Origin of the sequence: Vibrio neptunius, from assembly GCA_019339365.1 — a bacterium.
Taxonomy (GTDB): Bacteria; Pseudomonadota; Gammaproteobacteria; order Enterobacterales; family Vibrionaceae; genus Vibrio; species Vibrio neptunius.
The window spans coordinates 1,184,045-1,209,105 of sequence record CP079859.1 but is presented as its reverse complement, the minus strand read 5'-3'; the positions used below and the strand labels follow the sequence as shown (position 1 = coordinate 1,209,105).

The following is a 25,061-nucleotide window of genomic DNA, read 5'->3' as shown; positions in this document are numbered from 1 at the left end:
GTTTTAAAGTTGACCAATTTAAGGTAAGGCTATGATTTCAGGCATCCTAGCATCTCCAGGTATTGCTATTGGTAAAGCACTACTCCTTCAAGAAGATGAAATTGTCCTAAACACTCACTCAATTACCGATGCTCAAATAGAAGCAGAAGTAGCTCGCTTTTTTGACGCACGTAACAAATCAGCAGCTCAGCTTGAAACTATCAAGCAGAAAGCCCTTGAAACCTTCGGTGAAGAAAAAGAAGCGATCTTTGAAGGTCATATCATGCTTCTTGAAGATGAAGAGCTAGAAGAAGAAATCCTAGCACTGATCAAAAACGACAAGATGCACGCCGATAACGCCATTCATACGGTTATCGAAGAACAAGCGACCGCTCTTGAATCCCTAGACGACGAATACCTAAAAGAACGTGCAACAGATATCCGTGATATCGGCACCCGTTTTGTTAAAAATGCTCTTGGCATCAATATCGTTTCACTTAGCGATATCAACGAAGAAGTCATTCTGGTTGCTTACGACCTAACACCGTCAGAGACAGCGCAAATCAACCTAGACTACGTTCTTGGTTTTGCTTGTGACATTGGCGGTCGTACTTCTCACACCTCAATCATGGCTCGCTCACTTGAGCTTCCTGCCATCGTTGGTACGAACGACATCACTAAACAAGTTAAGAACGGCGACATGCTGATTCTAGATGCGATGAACAACAAAATCGTTATCAACCCTTCTGCAGCCGAACTAGAAGAAGCGAAAGCAGTAAAAGCTGCATTCGTTGCTGAAAAAGAAGAACTCGCTAAGCTTAAAGATCTCCACGCTGAGACTCTAGACGGTCACCGTGTAGAGGTGTGTGGTAACATTGGTACAGTCAAAGACTGTGATGGCATCATCCGCAATGGCGGTGAAGGTGTGGGTCTGTATCGTACTGAATTCCTATTCATGGACCGTGATGCACTTCCTACTGAAGAAGAGCAATACCAAGCGTACAAAGACGTTGCAGAAGCAATGAACGGTGAATCGGTGATTATCCGCACTATGGATATCGGTGGTGACAAAGACCTTCCTTACATGGATCTGCCACAAGAGATGAACCCATTCCTAGGCTGGCGCGCAGTCCGTATCAGCTTAGACCGTCGTGAAATCCTTCGTGACCAGCTACGCGGCATCCTGCGTGCATCTGCACACGGTAAGCTTCGTATTATGTTCCCAATGATCATTTCGGTAGAAGAGATACGTGAACTGAAGAAAGCTATCGAAGAGTACAAAGCCGAACTTCGCGCTGAAGGTCATGCATTCGACGAAAACATCGAAATTGGTGTAATGGTTGAGACTCCTGCAGCAGCTGCTATCGCACACCACCTAGCAAAAGAAGTCGCATTCTTCTCTATCGGTACCAACGATCTCACTCAATATACGCTAGCAGTAGACCGTGGTAACGAGATGATTTCACACCTATACAACCCACTCTCTCCAGCTGTACTTACAGTGATCAAGCAAGTGATAGACGCTTCTCACGCTGAGGGTAAATGGACTGGTATGTGTGGTGAGCTTGCTGGTGATGAGAGAGCAACACTTCTGCTTCTGGGTATGGGGCTAGACGAGTTCTCTATGAGCGGTATCTCTATTCCAAAGGTGAAGAAAGTGATTCGTAACTCGAACTTTGCAGAAGTCAAAGCAATGGCAGAAGAAGCGCTTTCTCTACCAACAGCAGCAGAAATTGAATCCGCTGTAGAAAAATTCATCGCAGAGAAAACTCAATAATTGACTGATACCATTAAGATAGACGGCTAAAAACAGTCGTCTATCGTGTGAGATTGGTATACTATAATTCGACAGAATTAAATAAAACGTTAGGAGCATGACACAATGGGTCTGTTTGACAAACTTAAGAAGCTAGTATCTGACGACAGTGCTGACGCAGGTGCAATTGAAATCATCGCGCCTCTGTCTGGTGAAATCGTAAACATCGAAGATGTGCCAGATGTCGTTTTCGCTGAGAAAATCGTTGGTGATGGTATCGCTATCAAACCTGCTGGCAGCAAAATGGTAGCTCCTGTAAACGGTACAATCGGTAAGATCTTTGAAACTAACCACGCATTCTCAATCGAGTCTGACGACGGCGTAGAGCTATTCGTTCACTTCGGTATCGACACTGTTGAACTAAAAGGCGAAGGCTTCAAGCGTATTGCAGAAGAAGGTCAAACAGTTAAAGCTGGCGACACTATCATCGAGTTCGATCTAGCGCTTCTAGAAGAGAAAGCAAAATCAACTCTAACGCCTGTCGTTATCTCTAACATGGACGAAATTAAAGAGCTGAACAAGCTATCTGGTTCAGTATCTGTAGGTGAAACACCAGTCCTACGCGTAACTAAGTAATTTTTACTTAGCCAACTACAAAAAACGCAGCGAATCAGCTGCGTTTTTTATTTCCTTTCTTTCAGATTATTTTAGCCCCAATGCGTATTTCAACACCTGACTTTTTAACGGCCCAGCATTGTCAGCCACTTTTAGTGCGGCGTTGCGGGCAAATTTAAGTGGAGCCAGATCGTTACTAAAACTCTTGTAGAAAAAGTCCATTCCCGATTGCATAAGCAGGTTATCAGGGCGACGTTTACGTTCGTAGAGCTTGAGCACTTCCTGCGAAAAATGTGCCTTTCCTTCCGTTACGTCAAGTAACGCTGCAACATCTTTAAAGCCAATATTTACCCCCTGCCCAGCCAACGGGTTTATTGTATGCGCAGAATCACCAGCAAGCACACAACCAAGCGCTGAATAGGACTGTGCGTGTCGTCTGGCTAGAGGGAATGAGCCTGCTTGGAGTACTTTGATATCACCTAATTCGGCAGGAAAATGACTCAGAACCTCTTGCCGCAGCCCCTCATTGGTCATAGAACACAGCTGTTTGATGCGCTGAGGAGAATCATACCAGACCAATGAACCCTGATTTCCGCATAACGGAAGAAACGAACGCGGCCCTGATGGCGTAAATTGCTGCCAGGTAATGTCTTGTTGGGGCTGTTCAGTTTCAACATTGATCAGCATACAATGTTGGCGATAATCCCATGCCGTCACACCAATCCCAGCGAGATCTCTGACCTGAGAATTAGCTCCGTCAGCCCCAACAACCAAGTCAGCCTGAATAGATTGGCCAGAAATCAAGCGAACCGTGCAAGGTTGACCAAACTCAATGTGATCTAATCGCTCTGGGCAGCGAAGCGTGATGTTAGAGTAACGTTCAAATTCCCTCCACAGTCCCAACTGAATCAGGCGGTTTTCAACAATATAGCCAAGTCGCTCCATATTCAGTGCATCAGCATGGAAACGGGTTCTGCATTCTGGGTGTTCCCAAGTTTCCAGTCGACGGTAAGGACATACTCGCATCTGTGATATTGCCTGCCACGCACCCAGTTCTTCCAATATCGAGACAGAATGCTGTGAGATCGCCGAGACGCGAATATCCATCGGCTGCTCTGCTGAAAACGGCTGAGGTGCCTTACCTTCAACGACAACAACGGCTCTGCCTTGCTTGGCGAAACCGATCGCAATCGCCGCACCAACCATACCGCCACCGATAATGGCAACATCATATTTGGTCATATTTTGCACTTTATTTGTTGATTATATAGCGGTTTTTCATTGTACTTTTTCATCGCCGAAATGTAACCAAAAACCTCAACGCATATAAGGGCAAAGCCCTTGCATTGCAAAGGTTTTAACTGAAAAGGTGACAACACTAGTCAGTGGGTTTTTAAAGCAGTACAATACGCCGCTTACCGCCACCATAGCGGCTAAAGTATCGCCAATTGCAAAGAATAAAAGCGGCTGGCACTGTTATATACTGGGCGATTTGCTCCCTTAATTTAAACTAACGATCGAGCGAACAACATGAGTAAAAAACTGCTAATTAAAACCTGGGGCTGTCAGATGAACGAATACGATTCATCGAAAATGGCCGATCTACTGAATGCTGCAAATGGCTATGAGCTAACAGAAGAACCAGAGGAAGCAGACGTACTACTATTGAATACCTGTTCTATCCGTGAAAAAGCACAAGAAAAGGTATTCCACCAGCTAGGTCGTTGGAAAACCCTTAAAGATAAAAAAGAAGGCGTTGTTATTGGTGTCGGCGGCTGTGTAGCGACTCAGGAAGGTGACCACATTCGCGAGCGTGCGCCGTTCGTTGACGTCATCTTTGGCCCTCAGACATTGCACCGCCTGCCTGAAATGATCAAACAGTCGCAGAGTAATGACGCGCCAGTGATGGACATCTCTTTCCCAGAGATTGAGAAGTTTGACCGCCTGCCAGAGCCACGTGCAGAAGGCGCTACCGCATTTGTTTCTATTATGGAAGGTTGTTCGAAGTACTGTACCTACTGTGTTGTACCGTACACCCGTGGTGAAGAAGTTAGCCGCCCAATGGATGATGTTCTATTCGAAATTGCTCAGCTAGCGGATCAAGGCGTACGTGAAGTGAACCTGCTAGGGCAAAACGTGAACGCTTACCGAGGTCCAACACACGAAGGTGATATCTGCAGCTTCGCAGAATTGCTTCGCCTTGTCGCTTCAATTGATGGTATCGACCGAATTCGTTTCACCACCAGTCACCCGCTTGAGTTCACCGATGACATTATTGCCGTTTACGAAGACACGCCTGAGCTAGTAAGCTTCTTGCACCTACCAGTGCAAAGCGGCAGCGACCGTATTCTAACTATGATGAAGCGCCCGCACACAGGTATCGAATACAAGTCAATTATCCGTAAACTGCGTAAAGCGCGTCCTGATATTCAAATCAGTTCTGACTTTATTGTTGGCTTCCCAGGTGAATCTGATATGGACCACCAAGCCACAATGAAGCTGATCAAAGATGTCGATTTCGATATGAGCTTCAGCTTTATCTTCTCGCCACGTCCGGGGACACCCGCTGCAGATTATCCATGTGACCTTTCGGAGCAGACCAAGAAAGAGCGCTTATACGAACTTCAGCAAACAGTGAATGCGCAAGCGATGCGCTTCTCTCGCCTAATGCTGGGTACAGAGCAACGCGTATTGGTTGAAGGTCCTTCGAAAAAGAATCTGATGGAACTTCGCGCACGGACTGAGAACAACCGCGTTGTTAACTTCGAAGGTAATGCTGAGCTTATCGGTCAATTTGTCGATGTGAAAATTACGGATGTCTTCGCTAACTCATTGCGTGGTGAAATTGTGCGCACAGAGAAAGACATGGATCTGCGCACGGTAATCTCACCCACTCAGATGATGGCGAAAACAAAACGCGAAGATGAGCTAGGTGTAGCAACCTTTACACCTTAAGTTCGAAATTAGCTTGAATTTACCTGACTCTGATACCATCTTAGAGAAAGGTATATAAAGTCACTAAAAGCCCGGTCTAAATCGGGCTTTTTTAGAGTGACAAACAACGAGAGGCAACTTTGAGCAATAAAATTGTGACTCTAGAGATCGATCTAGAACCTTCTGATAACCGCCGCCTTGCAAGTCTGTGCGGTCCTTTCGATGACAACATCAAACACTTAGAACGCCGTTTGGGTGTCGAAATTAGCTACCGAGGCAACTTCTTTACCATCGTAGGTAAACCTCATACCTCAGCGGCGGCATTGGAAATCATTAAAACACTTTACGTAAACACGGCACCTGTTCGCGGCAACATTCCAGATGTTGAACCAGACGAGATCCATCTTGCGATCAAAGAAACAGGTGTACTCGAGCAAGATCTAGAAGCGAGTTTCCAACACGGTAAAGAAGTGTTTATTAAGACTAAAAAAGGCGTCATCAAGCCGCGTACACCGAATCAAGCTCAGTATCTGGTCAATATGGTCACGCATGACATCTCTTTCGGTATTGGCCCTGCCGGTACAGGTAAGACGTATCTTGCCGTTGCTGCCGCCGTAGATGCTCTAGAGCGTCAAGAGATTCGTCGTATTCTACTAACACGTCCTGCTGTTGAAGCGGGCGAAAAGCTGGGCTTTCTCCCAGGTGACCTAAGCCAAAAAGTCGACCCGTATCTACGTCCACTTTATGACGCGCTTTTCGAGATGTTGGGCTTCGAGAAAGTAGAGAAACTGATTGAACGTAATGTTATTGAAGTGGCTCCACTGGCTTATATGCGGGGCCGTACATTAAACGATGCGTTCATCATCTTGGATGAAAGTCAGAATACCACCGTTGAACAGATGAAGATGTTCCTGACTCGAATCGGCTTTAACTCCCGCGCAGTCATCACTGGTGATGTTACTCAAATTGATTTACCACGGGGAGCAAAGTCAGGGCTTCGCCATGCCATTGAAGTTCTCAATGAAGTAGATGAAATCAGCTTTAACTTCTTCCAATCTGACGACGTCGTTCGACACCCAGTGGTTGCTCGTATCGTCAATGCCTATGAGAAGTGGGAAGCGCAAGATCAAAAAGAGCGTAAAGAGTACGAAAAACGACGTCGTGAAGAACGCGAAGCAAAATTTCAGGAAGCACCAGTGGCTCAACCTGATGTGACTTCGGAGACGAAACCGTCATGAGCATCGAACTAGATCTTCAAGTAGCAGTCGAAGATGAGAAAGGCTTACCAAGCTTTGAAGATGTCTATCTCTGGTTAAACTCTGCAGTGACAAAATTTCAGCCTCAAGCCGAAGTCACTGTTCGTATTGTCGATGAACAGGAAAGCCATCAGCTTAACCATGACTATCGCGGCAAAGACAAACCAACCAATGTGTTGTCTTTTCCTTTTGAAGCACCTCCGGGTATTGAGCTGGATTTGCTCGGTGATCTCATCATCTGCAAACAGGTAGTTGAGCAAGAAGCACAAGAGCAATCTAAACCTTTGATGGCACACTGGGCGCATATGGTTGTACATGGTAGCTTGCATCTGCTAGGTTATGATCATATCGAGGACGACGAAGCCGAAGAGATGGAGTCGTTCGAAACAGAAATTATGCTGAGTATGGGTTTTCAAGATCCATACCTAGCGGAAAAAGAGTCGTCGTAAGGCTGCTCGCTTGTGAAAGCCCAGAAGCTTTATGTACCTCTTCTCGGCTTTCAATGTGAGCTATCACACATCTGATAGCGTTGCTTAATTGAGAAAAAATGAACGAAGATAATTCGCCCTCTTCTCTAGAAGGTAAAAAAGAAAAATCTGAAGGTCCGAGTAGAAAGTCCTTCTTCGGACGCCTAGGTCAACTGTTCCAAGGTGAACCTAAAGATCGCCAAGAGTTAGTGGAAGTGTTCCGTGACTCAGAAGAGAATGACCTGATCGACCACGACACCCGAGATATGCTTGAAGGTGTTATGGAAATCGCAGAAATGCGCGTGCGCGATATTATGATCCCACGATCTCAAATGGTCACGGTTGATCGTAGCGATGATTTAGACGCTCTGGTTAACCTAATTACTGATGCACAACACTCACGCTACCCTGTTATCAGTGAAGACAAAGACCATGTTGAAGGCATCCTGTTAGCGAAGGACTTACTTAAATATTTAGGCTCAGGCAGTGCGCCATTTGATATTGAACAAGTGATCCGCCCTGCGGTCGTTGTTCCTGAAAGTAAACGGGTAGATCGTCTACTCAAAGAGTTCCGAGAGGAACGATATCACATGTCTATTGTCGTAGATGAGTTCGGTGGTGTTTCTGGTCTTGTGACTATTGAAGATATTCTCGAAGAGATCGTGGGTGACATCGAAGATGAATTCGACGACGAGGAAGAGCTAGATATCCGCAAACTCAGCAAGCACACCTACGCAGTGAAAGCCCTGACCACAATTGAAGAGTTCAACGAAACTTTCAATACCTCATTCAGTGATGAAGAGGTTGACACTGTTGGCGGTATGGTAATGACGGCATTCGGTCATCTCCCTTCACGCGGTGAAGTGGTGGAACTTGAAAACTATAGCTTCAAAGTTACCTCTGCGGACAACCGTCGTGTATTGCAGCTTCAAGTGACAATACCTGACGAAGAGCCTCTTCCGGAACCAGCCGAAGAGTAACGCTAATTTCCCCAAACGGGATACTCAGAAGTATTACGATGATAAAAACGCTTTTTCATCGCCTAAAACGGCCGCTTGCGGCCGTTTTTGTTGGCGCTTTAACAACTTTGGCTTTTGCTCCTTACCAGTTATGGCCAGTGGCCCTACTAAGCCCGATTATTTTGTTGGCTTTGATACACAATCAATCAACTAAAAATGCTCTTGGGATAGGTTACGCTTGGGGAGTCGGCCAATTCGCGACAGGTATCAGTTGGGTTCATATTAGTATCGATAACTTTGGTGGTATGCCCAAAATCGCCAGCGTATTCTTGATGGCACTCCTCGTCGGCTACTTGTCTCTATATTCGGGCTTATTTGCTTGGAGCTTGAATCGATTTTTTCCAACTTCAAACCGAACGCGGTTTCTCCTCGCCGCTCCTGCTATTTGGTTAATCTGTGACTGGCTACGTGGCTGGGTCATGACAGGTTTTCCATGGCTATGGCTTGGTTATAGTCAAATCGACAGCCCTTTAGCAAATTTTGCCCCAATTGGTGGCGTTGAAATACTGACCTTACTTCTGATAGCCAGTGCTGGCAGCATTGTCTATGCGGTCAATCATAAGCAATGGCTACACCTTCTGATCCCCGCGGTTATTTTTGCTACGGGATACGGACTACAATCTGCTAATTGGGTCACTCTCAACCCTAATAGCACCACTAAAATTGCGCTGATACAGGGTAATGTGAATCAAGCGAAGAAATGGTTACCACAAGAACGCTGGCCAACCATCATGAAATACACTGATCTCACGCGCGAGAACTGGGATGCCGACATTATTGTTTGGCCAGAGGCCGCCATCCCAGCGTTTGAATTTGAGATTTCAACGTATTTGAGCAATTTGGACTCCGCAGCTAAGATGAATCATAGTGCGGTAATTACAGGTGTAGTCAATCAGGGAGAAGACCGCCAATTCTACAACAGTATTCTTACTGTTGGTCAAACACCTTATGGCGATTACAGCTTTGATATGAGCGAACGTTATCACAAGCATCATCTATTGCCATTCGGTGAGTTTGTACCTTTTGAGAATATCCTCAGGCCGTTAGCGCCGCTATTTAATCTACCTATGTCCTCATTTAGCCGAGGTGATTTCATACAGCCAAATATTGATGCTAACGGCAAACAACTGGCGCCTGCTCTGTGCTACGAGATTATTTTCAATGAGCAAGTACGTGAAAACGTCACTGAAGACACTGATTTTATATTAACCCTGTCAAACGATGCATGGTTTGGTAAATCAATCGGCCCATTGCAGCATATGGAAATCGCTCGTATGCGAGCGCTTGAGTTAGGTAAACCTGTCATTCGCTCAACCAACAATGGCGTTACCGCGGTGACCGATTACAAGGGCAACATCACCGCGCAGATCCCTCAGTTCGAAACAGAGGTCTTGCGCACAGAGGTCACGTCCACCCAAGGGCAAACTCCCTATCGGCAATTCGGAACTTGGCCACTCTACATCTGGGTACTACTGAGTTTGGTTGCTGGTTGGCGATTGAGGAAGTAAGAATAGAATCAGGGATGGGCGGACATGCCAATGCCCCCATCCTTTTTTGTCAGTAGCCAGACTATTTGCATTTAGGGCTTCAGCAGTTGGCGGCTAAAGCCTTTTCCACCACATTTCGTGCATGGAATGACCACGGTTGGATGATTGTATTGCGTTTTATGACCACACTCGTCACACACTAAAAAACCTAATCCAATCACTTCACCTGCTTGATATAACCCTTGATGCTCTAAGTCAGCAAACAACTCAATCCATTCGACCTTTGTTCGGTCTGTGATATCCAATAGCCCCTGCCAGATAGAATCGGCCACCATGAGATAAAAAGGCCCGCCTTTGGATTCTTCGTAGCTATCAGCAAACTCTTTCAAATCTGACTTTACATACGCTGACACCAAAGCCAGTTCATCTTTAGTCAAATCATTGGCCGCTTCAACGACCTTTTCTGAGGTTTCAAAAACGCGGTTGACTTCATCTGGGCTATGTTTGAGCGCTTCCACAACATCCTCAAACATTTCTTCATAACCTGCTTTACGTTTTGGCATAGTGACCTCCTTCTCGCGACTCGGGAGAATTGCGCCCGTAGACTATTGTTGTGCTCCTCTCCTTTAGGTATTCTATGACGATCTATTTATGTCTGTTCTAACTGAACTCACAATTTCCAAGATAACCGGATATCATCGATGCAAGAGCAATACAACCCGCAAGACATTGAACAGAAAGTTCAAAAGCACTGGGATGACAACAAGACCTTTGTTGTAAGTGAAGACCCAAATAAAGAAAAATTCTACTGTCTCTCTATGTTCCCTTACCCAAGTGGCCGACTGCACATGGGCCACGTGCGTAACTACACCATCGGTGATGTGGTATCTCGTTTCCAACGTCTGCAAGGTAAAAATGTAATGCAGCCAATTGGTTGGGATGCATTTGGTCTACCAGCGGAAAACGCAGCGGTTAAAAACAATACAGCACCCGCGCCATGGACTTATGAAAACATTGAGTACATGAAAAAACAACTCAAGATGCTTGGTTTGGGTTACGACTGGAACCGTGAGTTCGCAACTTGTACGCCAGAGTACTACCGTTGGGAGCAAGAGTTCTTCACCAAGCTTTACGAAAAAGGCCTAGTTTACAAGAAGATGTCAACAGTTAACTGGGATCCAGTTGACCAAACCGTTCTTGCCAACGAGCAGGTTGTTGACGGCCGCGGCTGGCGTTCAGGCGCAATCGTTGAGCAAAAAGAAATCCCTCAATGGTTCATCAAAATTACTGAATACGCTCAAGAACTGATCGATGACCTAGACAAGCTAGATGGCTGGCCGGAAATGGTTAAAACCATGCAGCGTAACTGGATTGGTCGCTCTGAAGGTGTTGAACTCAAGTTCGAAGTAAAAGGTCAAGCTGACCTAGAAGTTTATACAACACGCCCAGACACACTAATGGGTGTGACTTACGTAGGTATCGCAGCAGGTCACCCTTTAGCAGCAGAAGCAGCTAAGACAAACCCAGAGTTAGCAGCCTTCGTTGAAGAGTGTAAGAACAATAAAGTAGCAGAAGCTGAAATGGCGACAATGGAGAAGAAAGGTATGGCGACTGGCCTTACTGCTATTCACCCATTGAACGGCCGCGAGGTTCCTGTTTACGTGGCTAACTTCGTACTAATGGACTACGGTACAGGCGCTGTAATGGCAGTACCTGCACACGACCAACGTGACTACGAGTTCGCGACTAAGTACGGTCTAGACATCATCCCTGTGATCAAGCCTACTGACGGCAGTGAACTGAACATCTCTGAAGAAGCGTACACAGAGAAAGGTGTACTGTTCGATTCAGGTGAGTTCGACGGTCTTGAATTCCAAGCAGCATTCGATGCAATCGCAGCGAAGCTTGAAGCTGAAGGCAAAGGTACTAAGACAGTTAACTTCCGTCTACGTGACTGGGGTGTGTCTCGTCAACGTTACTGGGGTGCGCCAATCCCAATGGTAACGACTGAAGATGGTGAAGTTCACCCAGTACCCGCAGACCAACTACCTGTCATTCTTCCAGAAGACGTGGTAATGGACGGCGTAACTAGCCCTATCAAATCTGATAAAGAGTGGGCGAAAACCACATTTAACGGCGAGCCCGCTCTACGTGAGACTGACACGTTCGATACCTTCATGGAATCTTCTTGGTACTACGCACGTTACTGTTCGCCACAAGCTGACGACATCCTAGACCCAGAAAAAGCAAATTACTGGCTACCCGTAGACCAGTACATTGGTGGTATCGAGCACGCTTGTATGCACCTACTGTACTCTCGCTTCTTCCACAAACTGCTACGTGATGCAGGTTACGTTACCTCTGACGAGCCGTTCAAGCGCCTACTATGTCAAGGCATGGTCCTAGCTGATGCGTTCTCTTATGAGAACGAGAAAGGTGGTACGGAATGGGTTGCGCCTACTGACGTGACTGTTGAGCGTGACGGTAAAGGCCGCATCACTTCAGCGAAAGACAACACTGGCCGTGACGTTGAGCACTCGGGCATGATCAAGATGTCTAAGTCGAAGAACAACGGTATAGACCCGCAAGAGATGGTCGACAAGTATGGCGCTGATACTGTACGTCTATTCATGATGTTTGCCTCGCCTGCAGACATGACACTCGAGTGGCAAGAGTCTGGCGTTGAAGGGGCTAACCGCTTCCTGAAACGTGTTTGGAAACTAGTCAACGAGCACGCATCGAAAGGCGCGGCAGAAGCAGTGGATACTTCAGCACTGTCTAGCGACCAGAAAGCACTTCGTCGTGACGTTCACAAGACTATCGCGAAAGTGACTGACGATGTTGCTCGTCGCCAAACGTTCAACACAGCAATCGCAGCGATCATGGAACTAATGAACAAGCTAGCGAAAGCACCTCAAGCGTCTGCACAAGACCGTGCAATCCTTGATGAAGCACTAAAAGCTGTTGTTGCGATGCTTTACCCAATCACTCCACATATCTCTAGCGAAATGTGGGTTGGGCTTGGTGAAACTGACATCGATAACGCAACATGGCCAGTTCATGATGAAAAAGCACTGGTTGAAGACGAGAAACTCATCATCGTTCAGGTTAACGGTAAACTACGTGCGAAACTGACTGTACCTGCCGACATTTCTAAAGAAGATATTGAAGCACTAGGTCTAAACGATGAGAACGTCACTAAGTTCACAGAGGGCAAGACTGTTCGTAAAGTGATTTACGTACCCGGTAAGCTTCTGAATATCGTTGCGAACTAATTCGCCAAGCTGAAGTTTTAAGCAGGGTGTATTGACCCTGCTTTACTTATCTCAGCCTATTCTGAGGAGTAGCCTGAGATAAGTATTCCAATAATCGAGAAAAATTCACCAATGCGCCTATTGTCAATCTCTACTATAAAGCTCGCCAGTGTTGTACTTACAGCGAGTCTGCTGTCTGCCTGTGGTTTCCACCTCCGTGGTGATTATTCTATCCCAGATGAGTTGGATACGATGTCGCTAACCAGTTACGATCAATACAGTACGTTTACTCGCGTGATGAAAGCCCAATTAAGAATGAGTGAAATTGAAGTCGTTCCGCCATCGGATAATATCCCCAACCTTCAGTTGCTCGGTGAAGGGGTTGGTGAACGTACACTCTCACTTTACCAAAATACTCGCGCGGCAGAGATTGAATTGACATTTTCAGCGAGCTACAGCGTGTCAATCCCAGATATAGGTATCAAAACATTCTATACCAGCGTGACTCGAAGCTACTTGGATAACCCGTTAACCGCTCTGGCGAAGTCAGTGGAGCGCGACATGATCGAAGATGAAATGCGTAAGCTGGCTGCAACTCAGATCATTCGTCAAATGGCCCGTTTAAAGGCCGATATCGAGGCAAATGAGCTCGAAATGGAGTCAAAAGAAGCTCAATTGAAAACAGAGAAGGAGCAATACCGTATTAAAACCTACGTATCAGATGAACCTCAAACCTCCTCTGATGAACACGCTAGCGTGCAGTAGAGTCTCAAATGCGGATATTCGCGGATCGATTGGTGGAACAACTGAATAAGCAGCTCCACCCTACTTATCTACTTTTTGGCAATGAACCGTTACTACTACAAGAATCTCGACAGTCGATTCACAAAGCCGCTCAAGCTCAAGGTTTTGAAGAGCGGCACCGTTTTGCAGTAGACAATCACTTTGATTGGAATTCAGTGTATGACTGTTGCCAAGCCTTGAGTCTTTTCTCATCGCGCCAGTTGATTGAGTTAGAGCTCCCTGAATCAGGGGTAAACGCGGCGATGGCAAAAGAACTAGTAGGCATTTCAGAGGCGTTGCATGACGACATTATCCTAGTGGTAATTGGCTCTAAACTCACCAAAGCTCAGGAAAATGCCAAATGGTTTAAAACCTTATCCTCCCGTGGCTGTTGGGTCAATTGCCTTACCCCCCGATCTCAGTCGCCTACCTCAGCTTGTTCAATCTCGCTGCAGGGCTCTAAACCTGAACCCAGATACAGAGGCGGTTCAAATGTTGGCCCAGTGGCATGAAGGCAATTTGTTCGCACTGACACAAAGCCTAGAAAAACTGGCGCTTTTGTATCCTGATGGTCAACTTAACCTCATCAGGCTCGAAGAGTCGCTGAGCCGACATAATCATTTCACCGTATTTCACTGGTCAGACGCACTGCTAGCGGGAAAAGCTAACCGTGCTCAACGAGTATTAAGGCAACTAGAAGCGGAAGGCGTTGAAGCAGTGATTTTGCTTCGAACCATTCAAAAGGAACTGACTCAGTTACTCTCGATGCAGCAACAAATGCAATCGCAAGCTTTAGGACAAGTGTTTGAGCGCTACCGGATATGGCAATCAAAGCGACCACTGTACTCTGCGGCGTTAAACCGTCTTTCACAGACAAAGATAACTCAGCTAATCCAGTTAATTGCTAAAGCCGAAGTTATCTCTAAAACTCAATATGAGATTTCAAGTTGGCCACTATTACACCAGTTAAGTGCTGAGATGTGCTTGCCACAAGTGAAGCTTTAAAAAGCGTGATATACTGCGCCGCTTTGATTTTAAACCGAATAAACAAACGAGGACCTGACTTTGCAACTTGAAGAACTGAATGATTTTCTAGTAGATAAAGCCGACGACATGAAAGCACAGGACATTAAAACGTTAGATGTTCAGGGCAAATCTAATATCACTGACTACATGATAATCTGCACAGGCACTTCAAAACGTCACGTGGCTTCTATTGCCGAGCATGTGGCAAAAGAATCCAAACTTGCTGGGCTTTCACCTTTAGGTATTGATGGAGAGAACGAAGGTGAGTGGGTCGTTTTGGATATGGGTACGACCATCGTTCATGTGATGCAGGAAGAGCAGCGTGAACTTTATCAGCTAGAGAAACTCTGGGGCTAATACATGAAGCTGCAGTTGATCGCCGTTGGTACAAAAATGCCCAAATGGGTTGAAGAAGGTTTTCAAGAATACAAACGCCGATTCCCTCACGACATGCCACTTGAACTTGTTGAGATTTCAGCCGGAAAACGGGGAAAAAATGCCGATATTGCAAGAATTTTGCAAAAAGAAGGCGAAGCCATGCTGGCGGCAGTGCCAAAAGGGAATCGAATTGTTACCCTAGATATTCCAGGCAAAAAATGGGATACGGCTCAATTAGCCCAACAGTTGGATAATTGGAAACTTGATGGTCGTGATGTTTCGATTTTAATCGGTGGTCCCGAGGGGCTTGCTCCAGCTTGTAAAGCAGCTGCAGACCAAAGCTGGTCACTATCTGCATTAACGTTACCACACCCTCTAGTTCGCATCGTTATGGCTGAAAGCCTGTACCGAGCCTGGAGTATCACTGCAAACCACCCATATCACCGGGAATAATCATTAATGTTACGGAAGCGCGCCCGGATAAGGGATTATCAAGAAGAAGCACGGTTGTTTAAAAGCCGTGCTATTGTCGCTTTCATCGGGATAGTTGCCATGGTTGGCCTATTGATAACCAACTTGTATAACATCCAGATCAATCAATATCAGGACTATAAAACCCGCTCCAATGACAACCGTATCAAAGTTGTCCCAATTGCACCGAACCGTGGACTAATCTACGATAGGAACGGTATTCTACTTGCTGAAAATCGCCCGGTTTTCAACTTGGAGATCACACCTGAAAAGATCACAGACATGGAAGCGACCATTGCTCGACTTCAACAATATGTTGAGATAACGTCTGAGCAGATTGAGCGGTTTGAACGTGAACGACGTCAAACCCGCCGATTTAAATCGGTTCCGATCCTCACCCAGTTGACTCAAGAACAAGTCGCCAAGTTTTCCGTCAATCAACACAAATTTCCCGGCGTTTCGGTCAACGCCAGCTTAAAACGTCATTACCCTTATGGCGAAGTGCTGACTCACGTAATTGGTTACGTCTCACGTATAAATGACCGCGATATACAGCGATTAATAAGAGAAGAAAAAGAAGCAAACTATCAGGCGACACGTGACATCGGAAAACTTGGAATTGAGCGCTATTACGAAGATCTTCTCCATGGTACTGCTGGCTATCAAGAAGTCGAAGTAAACAGCCGCGGACGTATTATCCGTACACTGAAGTATATTCCTCCGGTGCCAGGAAAAGACATCGTTCTCAACCTCGATATCGACTTACAAATCTATATTCACGAATTATTAGCGGGACGTCGTGGCAGCGCCGTTATTCTCGATCCCAAAGATAATGGTGTATTGGCAATGGTGTCCAGCCCAAGTTATGATCCTAACGCTTTCGTTCACGGTATTTCCGGCAAAGCTTATAGTGCTCTGCTCAATGATAAAAACCGCCCGTTGGTAAACCGTGCAACACTAGGCATTTACCCTCCAGCCTCAACAATTAAACCATTTATGGCGGTTGCTGCCCTGCAAGAAGGCGTCATTACACCCTATACAACGCGCAACGATCCCGGATATTGGAAAATACCAAATTCAAAAACGAGGCCGTTCCGAGATTGGCTTCGCTGGGGGCATGGCCGAGTGAACATCGTTAAATCTATCGAAGAATCAGTGGATACCTTCTTTTACCAAATTGCTTACGATATGGGGATTGACCGAATCTCCAATTGGATGATGATGTTTGGATTCGGTGAGAAAACGGGGATCGATATATACGAAGAGAGTAAAGCAAACATGCCAACTCGTGAGTGGAAGATGGCTCGTCACCGTGTACCTTGGTATCAGGGCGATACTATTCCTGTCGGTATCGGCCAAGGTTACTGGACCGCTACGCCAATGCAGATCGCCAAAGCCACTTCCGTATTGGTCAACCGAGGTAAACGCGTGGCACCACACCTCCTCCGGGCAACCATAGTGAATGGGGAAAAGTTTGATAAATACCAGCTTTCAACGCTGGAGTCTTACACCTACCCTCCAATTGAGGGAGTGAACGAGAAGTTTTGGGACTTATCCATAGAAGGTATGCGCTTGGCCAATCATGGAAAGAAAGGGACGGCGAGACGTTCGTTTTACAAAACACCTTATATGAGTGGCGGGAAATCAGGCACGGCACAAGTCTTTGGGTTAGCAGAAGACGAGGAGTACAATGCCGATGAGATTGCCGAGCATTTACGCGACCACGCCTTATTTACAGGATTTGCACCTATCGAAGAACCACAACTTATTGTGACCATAGTATTAGAAAATGCTGGGGGGGCTCCTCCCAAGGCGCTCCTGTTGTTAGACAGGTCTTCGACCACGTGTTAGTTAAAGATAAAGAGGCACAACAATAATGGATTTTGATCCAGCCACAGGCCAAAACCGAGCGCTGTTTGAACGCTTTCATATCGATTTGCCTCTACTACTCGGTATTCTTGTACTGATGGGCTTTGGCCTTGTTATTATGTACAGCGCAAGCGGTCAAAGCCTGGCAATGATGGATCGTCAGGCGATGCGCATGGGCTTATCTCTCGGTGTGATGGTGATTCTAGCTCAGATCCCACCACGAACTTACGAAACACTAGCGCCACTGATGTTTGTTGTCGGCGTTTTATTATTGTTTGGCGTGTTGTTCTTTGGTGAAGCCTCCAAAGGAGCCCAGCGTTGGCTCAACCTTGGTTTTGTTCGCTTCCAACCCTCAGAATTGCTAAAACTTGCAGTCCCTCTTATGGTCGCCCGCTATATTGGTAAGCGCTCACTACCGCCGACTTTCCAAACCTTAGTGATGTCCTTAGTGATGGTTTTTGTACCGACCATACTGATTGCCAAACAACCCGATTTGGGTACTTCAATTTTGATTGCCGCTTCAGGGGTTTTCGTTATCTTCCTAGCTGGCATCAGTTGGAAAATCATCTTCGCTGCGGCCTGCAGCCTTGGTGCATTTTTGCCCATCTTATGGTTCTTCCTGATGAGGGAATACCAGAAAGTCCGAGTCCGCACTCTATTTAATCCGGAATCGGACCCTCTTGGTGCAGGCTATCACATTATCCAAAGTAAAATCGCGATTGGCTCTGGGGGAATTTCTGGCAAAGGCTGGCTACAAGGCACACAATCCCAGCTCGAATTTCTACCAGAACGTCACACTGACTTTATTTTTGCTGTAATTGCAGAAGAGTGGGGCCTAATTGGTATCCTAATTTTACTTAGCTTATATCTGTTTATTATAGGCCGAGGGCTGGTGTTGGCGAGCAAGGCACAAACAGCTTTTGGCAGAATGATGGCGGGCAGTATTGTTCTTAGTTTCTTTGTCTATGTATTTGTTAACATCGGCATGGTCAGTGGCATCTTACCTGTGGTCGGGGTTCCGCTTCCTCTAATTAGCTATGGCGGTACTTCCATGGTTACCTTAATGGCGGGCTTTGGCATCCTGATGTCCATTCACACTCATCGAAAAGCATTCTCAAAGGCAACCTAAATGTCTGTTTATAAACCTCTGCTTGGCATGCTTTGTGCCGTTGCTACCTTAGTCGGCTGTTCCTCAACGCCTGATAAGCGATACTCTATCGATGAAGACATCGCCCCCGATGCTCCTATTTCTGTTGAGCACATTGAAGACGCACATCCTCAATACGAGCCATATAGCCTAGGTGGCAATAGCGACTATACGCTTCGTGGCCAGCGTTATGAGATCATCAAAGAGCCTCAAGGTTTCACCCAAGAAGGTGTCGCCTCTTGGTATGGTAAGAAATTTCATGGTCACCAGACGTCTAACGGTGAAGTATACGATATGTACTCCATGTCAGCGGCACACAAAACCTTGCCTATACCTAGCTACGTAAAAGTGACCAACAAAGACAATGGTAGATCAGCAGTTGTACGCGTTAATGATCGTGGGCCTTTTCATCAAGGTCGAATCATAGACCTAAGTTTTGCCGCGGCAACCAAATTGGATGTCATCCGCACAGGAACGGCTAATGTGGCCATAGAGGTCATTTCTGTCAACAAACCAACGGAAGCGCATAAACAAAAAGCATTACCAAAATTCGTTGTTCAGGTCGCGTCTTCACAACATCAAGACAGAGTACGAACTTTAGCACAAGATCTGAGTCAAACACTTTCGGTAAAGAGCTATATCAGCTCGGATAAAAACCTTCACCGCGTGTTCTTAGGCCCATTTGATGACTATATGCTGACGCAAAAGGCCTTAGAACAAGTTAAGCTGATGGGCTATCCGAGTGCTTTTATAAAATCCCAGTAGTCCTCAATCCAGTGTGAGATACGCCGCACACTGGTTTGAGCGATTGTTTCTGTTAATATATGGACAGTTAATAAAAACCTGTAGTCAATATGAAAAAAACAACGCTAATTAAATCCGTTTTTGCGTCTTCTATTGCGCTTTCTGCAACTTTCGCATCCTCTTCGTTTGCCACCCCAATTGTGGTACCAGACGCTCCTCAAATCGCTGCGAAAGGCTACGTTTTGATGGACTATAACTCAGGTAAGATCCTCGCAGAGAAAGAGATGAACACTAAGTTGTCTCCTGCAAGTCTGACCAAAATGATGACCAGTTACGTGATCGGCCAAGAGCTAGAGCGCGGTAATATTTCGCTTCAGGACGACGTCACCATCAGCAAGAATGCTTGGGCTAAAAACTTCCCAGATTCTTCAAAGATGTTTATCGAAGTCGGCACGACAGTTAAAGTCGAAGAACTTAATCGCGGTATCATTGTTCAATCCGGTAACGATGCGTGTGTTGCTATGGCAGAGCATATTGCAGGGTCAGAAGATGCCTTCGTGGATCTGATGAATGCTTGGGCAGATACGCTAGGCATGAAAGACACTCACTTTGCTAACGTTCACGGCTTGGACAACCCTAACCTGTACTCGACGCCTTACGATATGGCGCTACTTGGCCAAGCGTTAATTCGTGACGTGCCAGACGAGTATCGTATTTACTCTGAGAAGAAATTCACCTACAACGGCATTACCCAATACAACCGCAACGGCTTGCTTTGGGACAAAAGCATGAACGTTGACGGCATTAAAACCGGTCACACAAGTAACGCGGGGTATAGCCTAGTCAGCTCAGCGACTGAAGGAAAAATGCGCCTTGTTGCTGTTGTCATGGGAACCAAAAATGCAAACGCACGTAAATCAGAAAGCAAAAAGCTACTGAGTTACGGGTTCCGCTTCTTTGAAACCGTTGCTCCACATAAAGCTGGTGAAACCTTCGTGGAAGAAAAGATCTGGATGGGCGACAAAGATACGGTTGCACTGGGCTTAGACAAAGATACTTACGTTACCCTTCCTCGTGGGCAAGCCAAAAACCTTCAAGCCAGCTTCGTACTTGAAAAAGAACTGGAAGCCCCAATTAAGAAAGGTGATGTAGTAGGTAAGCTATACTATCAACTTGAAGGCGAAGATGTTGCTGAGTACCCACTTCTAGCGTTAGAAGATGTCAATAAAGGTAGTCTGTTCAGCCGTCTGTGGGATTATATTGTGATGCTGTTTAAGAGCTTCCTCTAACTAGACCGCACCTACATCAAAAGCCGCTTATCGCGGCTTTTTTTATTCTCGCTAGGTAAGCTAGCGAGAATGTTGAGATTTAGAACCAATGGCAGTACTATTTCGCGCTGCTTAAATGACATTCAACTTGGAGTTTCAAAATGTTGACTATCAACTCAGACGCAAAACTGAAAGATCTGCTTGAGTTCCCTTGTTCTTTTACCTACAAGGTGATGGGCTACGCTAAGCCTGAGCTTCCAGAAAAGGTTCTTGAAGTTATCCAACGCCACGCTCCAGGTAACTACAGCCCCAGTGTGAAGCCAAGTGCAAAAGGTAACTACCATTCTGTATCTGTTACCATTACAGCGACGTCCATTGAGCAAGTCGAAACCTTATACAAAGAATTGGGCCAGATCGATATTGTGCGTATGGTTCTATAATTTTATTTGATGAAATAAAATTAATTTGAAAGCAGCGTAAGCTGCTTTCTTTTTAGATATCAGATAGATAATAATCCTGCTTTTTATCTAAGGTTAAAAATGTGTGGCTGATATGTAGTTCAATGACCAGAAGCAGTTTATAATCCCAGAACTTTATTTACTGACTATAGGATCAGGAATGCAAAACCAGCTTGTTGTGAAACGTCTGGGTCGGCAAGATTACGAACCTATTTGGAAAGCAATGCACGAGTTCACAGATAACCGAACTGAGGAAACCTGTGACCAAGTATGGCTAGTCGAGCACAACCCTGTGTTTACACAAGGGCAAGCAGGTAAAGATGAGCATTTAATCAATACGGGTGATATCCCTGTCGTACAAAGCGATAGAGGTGGTCAAGTAACCTATCACGGTCCCGGTCAATTAGTGGCTTACTTCCTGATAAATCTACGTCGTAAAAAACTCGGTGTCCGAGATCTCGTGACTCATATTGAGAATCTCGTGATCAACACCTTAAAAAAATACAATATAGAGTCGGCGGCACGACCAGATGCACCAGGTGTCTATGTTGATGGTAAAAAGATCTGTTCTTTAGGGCTGAGGATCCGTAAAGGGTGCTCATTCCATGGATTAGCATTAAATGTAAATATGGACTTATCGCCATTCTTGCGTATAAATCCATGTGGCTATGCTGGTATGGAGATGGTTCAAATGAGCCAGCTTGGTGGGCCGGATGATCTTACCCAAGTTGAAGCGGCATTAGTCGATGAACTTGTCACTTTGCTTGGTTATGAGCAAGTTGAATTCAGCACAGAAACCTCTCCTACGCGATGAGAAGCAAAGAGAAGTATAGATAGCATGAGTAAACCAATCCAAATGGAAAAAGGCGTTAAATACCGCGACGCTGACAAGATGGCATTGATCCCTGTAAAGAACATGCCAACTGAGCAAAAAGAAGTTCTGCGTAAGCCAGACTGGATGAAAATCAAATTGCCTGCTGACAGCCAGCGTATTCAAGATATTAAATCTGCGATGCGTAAAAACAACCTCCACTCAGTGTGTGAGGAAGCCTCCTGTCCTAACCTAGCAGAATGTTTCAACCATGGTACGGCGACCTTTATGATTCTTGGCGCTATCTGTACTCGTCGCTGTCCTTTCTGTGATGTCGCTCATGGCAGGCCTGTTGCTCCAGAAGCGGATGAACCGCAAAAGCTTGCGCAAACTATTTCAGATATGAAGCTGAAATATGTCGTCATTACATCCGTAGACCGCGACGATCTTAGAGACGGTGGTGCTAAGCACTTCGCTGACTGTAACCGAGAGATCCGAGCGAAAAACCCAAACATCCGCATTGAGACATTGGTTCCGGATTTCCGTGGAAGAATGGATGTGGCGCTGGAATTGATGAAAGACAACCCACCCGACGTCTTCAATCACAACCTAGAAACCGCACCGCGTCTCTACCGTAAAGCACGTCCGGGGGCAAATTATAAGTGGTCATTACAGCTTCTCAAGAAATTTAAAGAACAGCACCCAGATATCCCAACGAAATCTGGACTCATGATGGGCTTAGGCGAAACAAAAGAAGAAATTATTGAGGTTCTAAAAGACCTTCGCGAGCATGGTGTGACGATGCTGACTCTGGGCCAATACTTAGCACCAAGTCGTCACCATCTACCCGTTGAACGTTACGTTCCTCCATCAGAATTTGATGAGCTAAAAGAAATTGCTTTAGAACTGGGCTTTACTCACGCCGCATGTGGTCCATTTGTTCGTTCTTCATACCACGCAGATCTGCAGGCTCAGGGCGTTGAAATTAGCTAATTATCATTTAAGTTAATAGACAGGGTTGACAAAATAAGTCAGCCCTTTTTCGTTTCGTTTCTTGAATGAGACACAACTCTTCTATAGGCTAAGCCCTAACAACACTATAAAAGTACATCTCCAAGGAATTATTATGAAAAGACTAGGTTTTGTTGCTGTTGCCCTCGCTGCATTAACAGCAGGCTGCGCTTCTAACACACAGCAAGACAATTTCCGTGAGGCTTCTTTTGAGCTGTGTAATACAGACGTTGAGCTTTACTCTGTGAGTGACGATGGTCGCGTGCGTATTGTGTGTGCGGATGGCTCTAAATTCGCGCTAAATAGTGAAAAGACACTCGAAACTATGCGTGACATCAACATTGATTACTGTGATGGTGAAGGTCTAGGTAAATTCAGCGAAAGCCGCAAGTACTACTCTTTTAAATGTAAGTCCGGCACGCTGCTGAGTATTTCAAAATAACTTAAATCTAAAAGTAAAAAGATTGATGTCATATCAATCTTTTTTTCTTTTCATCTGTGGACCAAGCCATAACTTAAACGTTCTTTGCAACAACACCTTACCGCTCTCCCCATAACTGTCCCTTAAGCTTGTAATAAACCAGTAAAGTCACACTATATTTATGCAACTACCTAGAGCACCGTTCTATGAGACTGAGTCTCCATACTCAGGTCCAATCAAACTCGCTGGTTGTCATCAGCCCCTCATTTTCGGTAATCGGCCAGCCTTGCAGGCTCTCTCTTGCCTGACCATGCCGATAAAAAGACACAATGTTGGCACGGTTACTAAAAAGAAATTGAAGACAAGCATTAAGTTTGACGCTCAATCCCCCCTCATTGACATCAATAAAATGATGATTGGGTGTTTAGTCGTTAGTCAATTAACCGTTATGAGGTGGGAAAATTAAGAGCTTGTCGATTTACCCGTTATCGCACATAAAAAAACCTCCAGAAGGAGGTTTTGAAACATGCTGGTATTGAAACCAACAGCGGAACATTTAGGGTTCCATACTGAATGCTAGTTAAGCGTAAACAGGTAGGCGCTTACAAATCTCTAGAACCTTGGCTTTAGTTGCCGAGATAACATCCTCATTTCCGATGTTATCTAGCACGTCACACATCCAATTCGCTAGCTCTTTTGCATCTTCTTCAGTGAAACCACGACGAGTGATGGCTGGAGAGCCTACACGGATACCAGAAGTCACAAACGGGCTACGTGGATCGTTTGGTACTGAGTTCTTGTTTACCGTGATGTTTGCTGCGCCTAGTGCTGCATCTGCATCTTTACCTGTGATGTCTTTGTCGATTAAGTCAACTAGGAATAGGTGGTTCTCTGTACCATTAGACACAATCTTGTAACCACGTTCTTGGAACTGGGCAACCATCGCTTTTGCATTTTTTACCACGCGGGCTTGGTAAGCTTTAAATTCTGGCTCCATGGCTTCTTTGAACGCGACGGCTTTGCCCGCGATAACATGCATCAGAGGACCACCCTGGCCACCAGGGAATACCGCTGAGTTCAACTTCTTGTACATATCTTCGCCAGCGTTAGACAAAATCAGGCCGCCACGTGGACCTGCTAGTGTCTTGTGCGTTGTTGTTGTCACAACGTGCGCATGTGGAACTGGTGTTGGGTATTCGCCTGCTGCGATTAGACCCGCAACGTGCGCCATGTCGACAAATAGGTACGCGCCGGCTTTGTCTGCAATTTCACGCATGCGAGCCCAGTCAACGATTTGAGAGTAAGCCGAGAAGCCGCCGATGATCATCTTAGGCTTATGCTCTAGAGCAAGCTGTTCCATTTCATCGTAGTTAATTTGACCCGCTTCGTCGATACCGTAAGGAATCACTTTGTAGTGCTTACCAGAGAAGTTTACTGGTGAGCCATGAGTCAAGTGACCACCATGCGCTAGGCTCATACCTAGAACGGTATCGCCTGGATTTAGCAATGCCATGTAAACCGCACTGTTTGCTTGTGAGCCCGAGTGAGGTTGAACGTTCGCATACTCACAGCCGAATAGCTGGCATGCGCGATCAATTGCTAAAGCTTCCGCTTTATCCACGTACTCACAACCACCGTAGTAACGCTTGCCAGGGTAGCCTTCAGCGTATTTATTTGTTAGCTGAGAACCTTGAGCTTCCATTACACGTGGGCTCGTGTAGTTTTCAGAAGCGATTAGTTCAATGTGTTCTTCCTGACGAAGAGTTTCTTCTTGGATTGCTGCGAACAGTTCCGCATCGTAATCTTCGATGTTCATATCACGCTTTAGCATCTGTATCTCCTGACTCAGATTTAAACTGAAATTTGCAAAAAACCGACCAATGACCCTATTAATCTGCGTAAACCGC

22 protein-coding genes and 2 pseudogenes are annotated in these 25,061 nt (G+C 45.8%); 20 read left to right on the top strand and 4 right to left on the bottom strand.

The window, feature by feature from the left end:
• Positions 1-31 precede the first annotated feature (31 nt).
• Complete coding sequence (gene ptsI / locus KW548_05755; protein ID QXX07510.1) at positions 32-1,756, top strand: phosphoenolpyruvate-protein phosphotransferase PtsI; 1,725 nt, start codon at positions 32-34, stop codon at positions 1,754-1,756.
• Positions 1,757-1,861: 105 nt separating this feature from the next.
• Positions 1,862-2,371 carry a PTS glucose transporter subunit IIA gene (gene crr, locus KW548_05750; protein QXX07509.1) on the top strand — a complete coding sequence of 170 codons (510 nt, stop codon included), beginning with the start codon at positions 1,862-1,864 and terminating at the stop codon, positions 2,369-2,371.
• Between the two features lie 66 nt (positions 2,372-2,437).
• On the opposite strand, the gene KW548_05745 is transcribed toward crr, so the two are convergent.
• Positions 2,438-3,592 carry a 2-octaprenyl-3-methyl-6-methoxy-1,4-benzoquinol hydroxylase gene (locus KW548_05745; protein QXX07508.1) on the bottom strand — a complete coding sequence of 385 codons (1,155 nt, stop codon included), beginning with the start codon at positions 3,590-3,592 and terminating at the stop codon, positions 2,438-2,440.
• 288 nt (positions 3,593-3,880) lie between these two features.
• Here KW548_05745 and miaB point away from each other — a divergent pair, with 288 nt between their 5' ends.
• From miaB to lnt, 5 genes are all read left to right on the top strand, one after another.
• On the top strand, positions 3,881-5,305 hold the full coding sequence (gene miaB / locus KW548_05740; GenBank protein QXX07507.1) for a tRNA (N6-isopentenyl adenosine(37)-C2)-methylthiotransferase MiaB: 1,425 nt from the start codon (positions 3,881-3,883) through the stop codon (positions 5,303-5,305).
• A gap of 119 nt (positions 5,306-5,424) precedes the next feature.
• Entirely contained in the window at positions 5,425-6,522 is a 1,098-nt protein-coding gene (locus KW548_05735; protein ID QXX07506.1) for a PhoH family protein, read from the top strand.
• The gene (ybeY, locus tag KW548_05730; GenBank protein ID QXX07505.1) at positions 6,519-6,989 is read left to right on the top strand and encodes an rRNA maturation RNase YbeY; all 471 of its coding nucleotides are present in this window, start codon (positions 6,519-6,521) and stop codon (positions 6,987-6,989) included. The genes KW548_05735 and ybeY overlap by 4 nt, the downstream gene beginning before the upstream one ends.
• 98 nt (positions 6,990-7,087) lie before the next feature.
• Entirely contained in the window at positions 7,088-7,987 is a 900-nt protein-coding gene (gene corC, locus KW548_05725; protein ID QXX07504.1) for a CNNM family magnesium/cobalt transport protein CorC, read from the top strand.
• Between the two features lie 38 nt (positions 7,988-8,025).
• A complete protein-coding gene (gene lnt, locus KW548_05720; GenBank protein ID QXX07503.1) occupies positions 8,026-9,534 on the top strand; it encodes an apolipoprotein N-acyltransferase in 1,509 nt (502 codons plus the stop codon).
• 71 nt (positions 9,535-9,605) lie between these two features.
• Here the strand turns inward: lnt and KW548_05715 are convergent, their stop codons facing one another.
• Positions 9,606-10,076 (bottom strand): zinc ribbon-containing protein, encoded by a 471-nt coding sequence (locus KW548_05715; protein QXX07502.1) that lies wholly within the window; start codon positions 10,074-10,076, stop codon positions 9,606-9,608.
• A gap of 138 nt (positions 10,077-10,214) precedes the next feature.
• Here KW548_05715 and leuS point away from each other — a divergent pair, with 138 nt between their 5' ends.
• The 13 genes and pseudogenes from leuS (at position 10,215) to KW548_05650 (ending at position 23,175) form a co-directional block, all read left to right on the top strand.
• The gene (gene leuS / locus KW548_05710; protein ID QXX07501.1) at positions 10,215-12,788 is read left to right on the top strand and encodes a leucine--tRNA ligase; all 2,574 of its coding nucleotides are present in this window, start codon (positions 10,215-10,217) and stop codon (positions 12,786-12,788) included.
• A 111-nt stretch (positions 12,789-12,899) separates the two neighbouring features.
• Complete coding sequence (locus tag KW548_05705) at positions 12,900-13,532, top strand: luciferase (protein QXX07500.1); 633 nt, start codon at positions 12,900-12,902, stop codon at positions 13,530-13,532.
• 8 nt (positions 13,533-13,540) lie between these two features.
• A pseudogene (gene holA, locus KW548_05700) lies at positions 13,541-14,555 on the top strand (DNA polymerase III subunit delta).
• Between the two features lie 60 nt (positions 14,556-14,615).
• Entirely contained in the window at positions 14,616-14,933 is a 318-nt protein-coding gene (gene rsfS, locus KW548_05695) for a ribosome silencing factor (GenBank protein ID QXX07499.1), read from the top strand.
• Between the two features lie 3 nt (positions 14,934-14,936).
• Positions 14,937-15,407 (top strand): 23S rRNA (pseudouridine(1915)-N(3))-methyltransferase RlmH, encoded by a 471-nt coding sequence (gene rlmH / locus KW548_05690; GenBank protein ID QXX07498.1) that lies wholly within the window; start codon positions 14,937-14,939, stop codon positions 15,405-15,407.
• Between the two features lie 6 nt (positions 15,408-15,413).
• Positions 15,414-17,302, top strand: a pseudogene (gene mrdA / locus KW548_05685) (penicillin-binding protein 2).
• Complete coding sequence (rodA, locus tag KW548_05680; GenBank protein ID QXX07497.1) at positions 17,302-18,423, top strand: rod shape-determining protein RodA; 1,122 nt, start codon at positions 17,302-17,304, stop codon at positions 18,421-18,423. The pseudogene mrdA and the gene rodA overlap by 1 nt, the downstream one beginning before the upstream one ends.
• On the top strand, positions 18,424-19,206 hold the full coding sequence (locus KW548_05675) for a septal ring lytic transglycosylase RlpA family protein (GenBank protein ID QXX07496.1): 783 nt from the start codon (positions 18,424-18,426) through the stop codon (positions 19,204-19,206).
• Between the two features lie 89 nt (positions 19,207-19,295).
• On the top strand, positions 19,296-20,474 hold the full coding sequence (locus KW548_05670) for a serine hydrolase (protein ID QXX07495.1): 1,179 nt from the start codon (positions 19,296-19,298) through the stop codon (positions 20,472-20,474).
• A 140-nt stretch (positions 20,475-20,614) separates the two neighbouring features.
• The gene (ybeD, locus tag KW548_05665; GenBank protein QXX07494.1) at positions 20,615-20,893 is read left to right on the top strand and encodes a DUF493 family protein YbeD; all 279 of its coding nucleotides are present in this window, start codon (positions 20,615-20,617) and stop codon (positions 20,891-20,893) included.
• Between the two features lie 178 nt (positions 20,894-21,071).
• Positions 21,072-21,725, top strand: a complete 654-nt coding sequence (gene lipB, locus KW548_05660; protein QXX07493.1) for a lipoyl(octanoyl) transferase LipB — start codon at positions 21,072-21,074, stop codon at positions 21,723-21,725.
• A 24-nt stretch (positions 21,726-21,749) separates the two neighbouring features.
• Entirely contained in the window at positions 21,750-22,715 is a 966-nt protein-coding gene (lipA, locus tag KW548_05655) for a lipoyl synthase (protein ID QXX07492.1), read from the top strand.
• Between the two features lie 133 nt (positions 22,716-22,848).
• Positions 22,849-23,175 carry a hypothetical protein gene (locus KW548_05650; GenBank protein ID QXX07491.1) on the top strand — a complete coding sequence of 109 codons (327 nt, stop codon included), beginning with the start codon at positions 22,849-22,851 and terminating at the stop codon, positions 23,173-23,175.
• Positions 23,176-23,380: 205 nt separating this feature from the next.
• Here KW548_05650 and KW548_05645 read toward each other — a convergent pair whose 3' ends face one another.
• Both KW548_05645 and KW548_05640 read right to left on the bottom strand, forming a co-directional pair.
• Positions 23,381-23,539 carry a hypothetical protein gene (locus tag KW548_05645; protein ID QXX07490.1) on the bottom strand — a complete coding sequence of 53 codons (159 nt, stop codon included), beginning with the start codon at positions 23,537-23,539 and terminating at the stop codon, positions 23,381-23,383.
• A 195-nt stretch (positions 23,540-23,734) separates the two neighbouring features.
• Positions 23,735-24,985 carry a serine hydroxymethyltransferase gene (locus KW548_05640; GenBank protein QXX07489.1) on the bottom strand — a complete coding sequence of 417 codons (1,251 nt, stop codon included), beginning with the start codon at positions 24,983-24,985 and terminating at the stop codon, positions 23,735-23,737.
• Between the last annotated feature and the right edge of the window lie 76 nt (positions 24,986-25,061).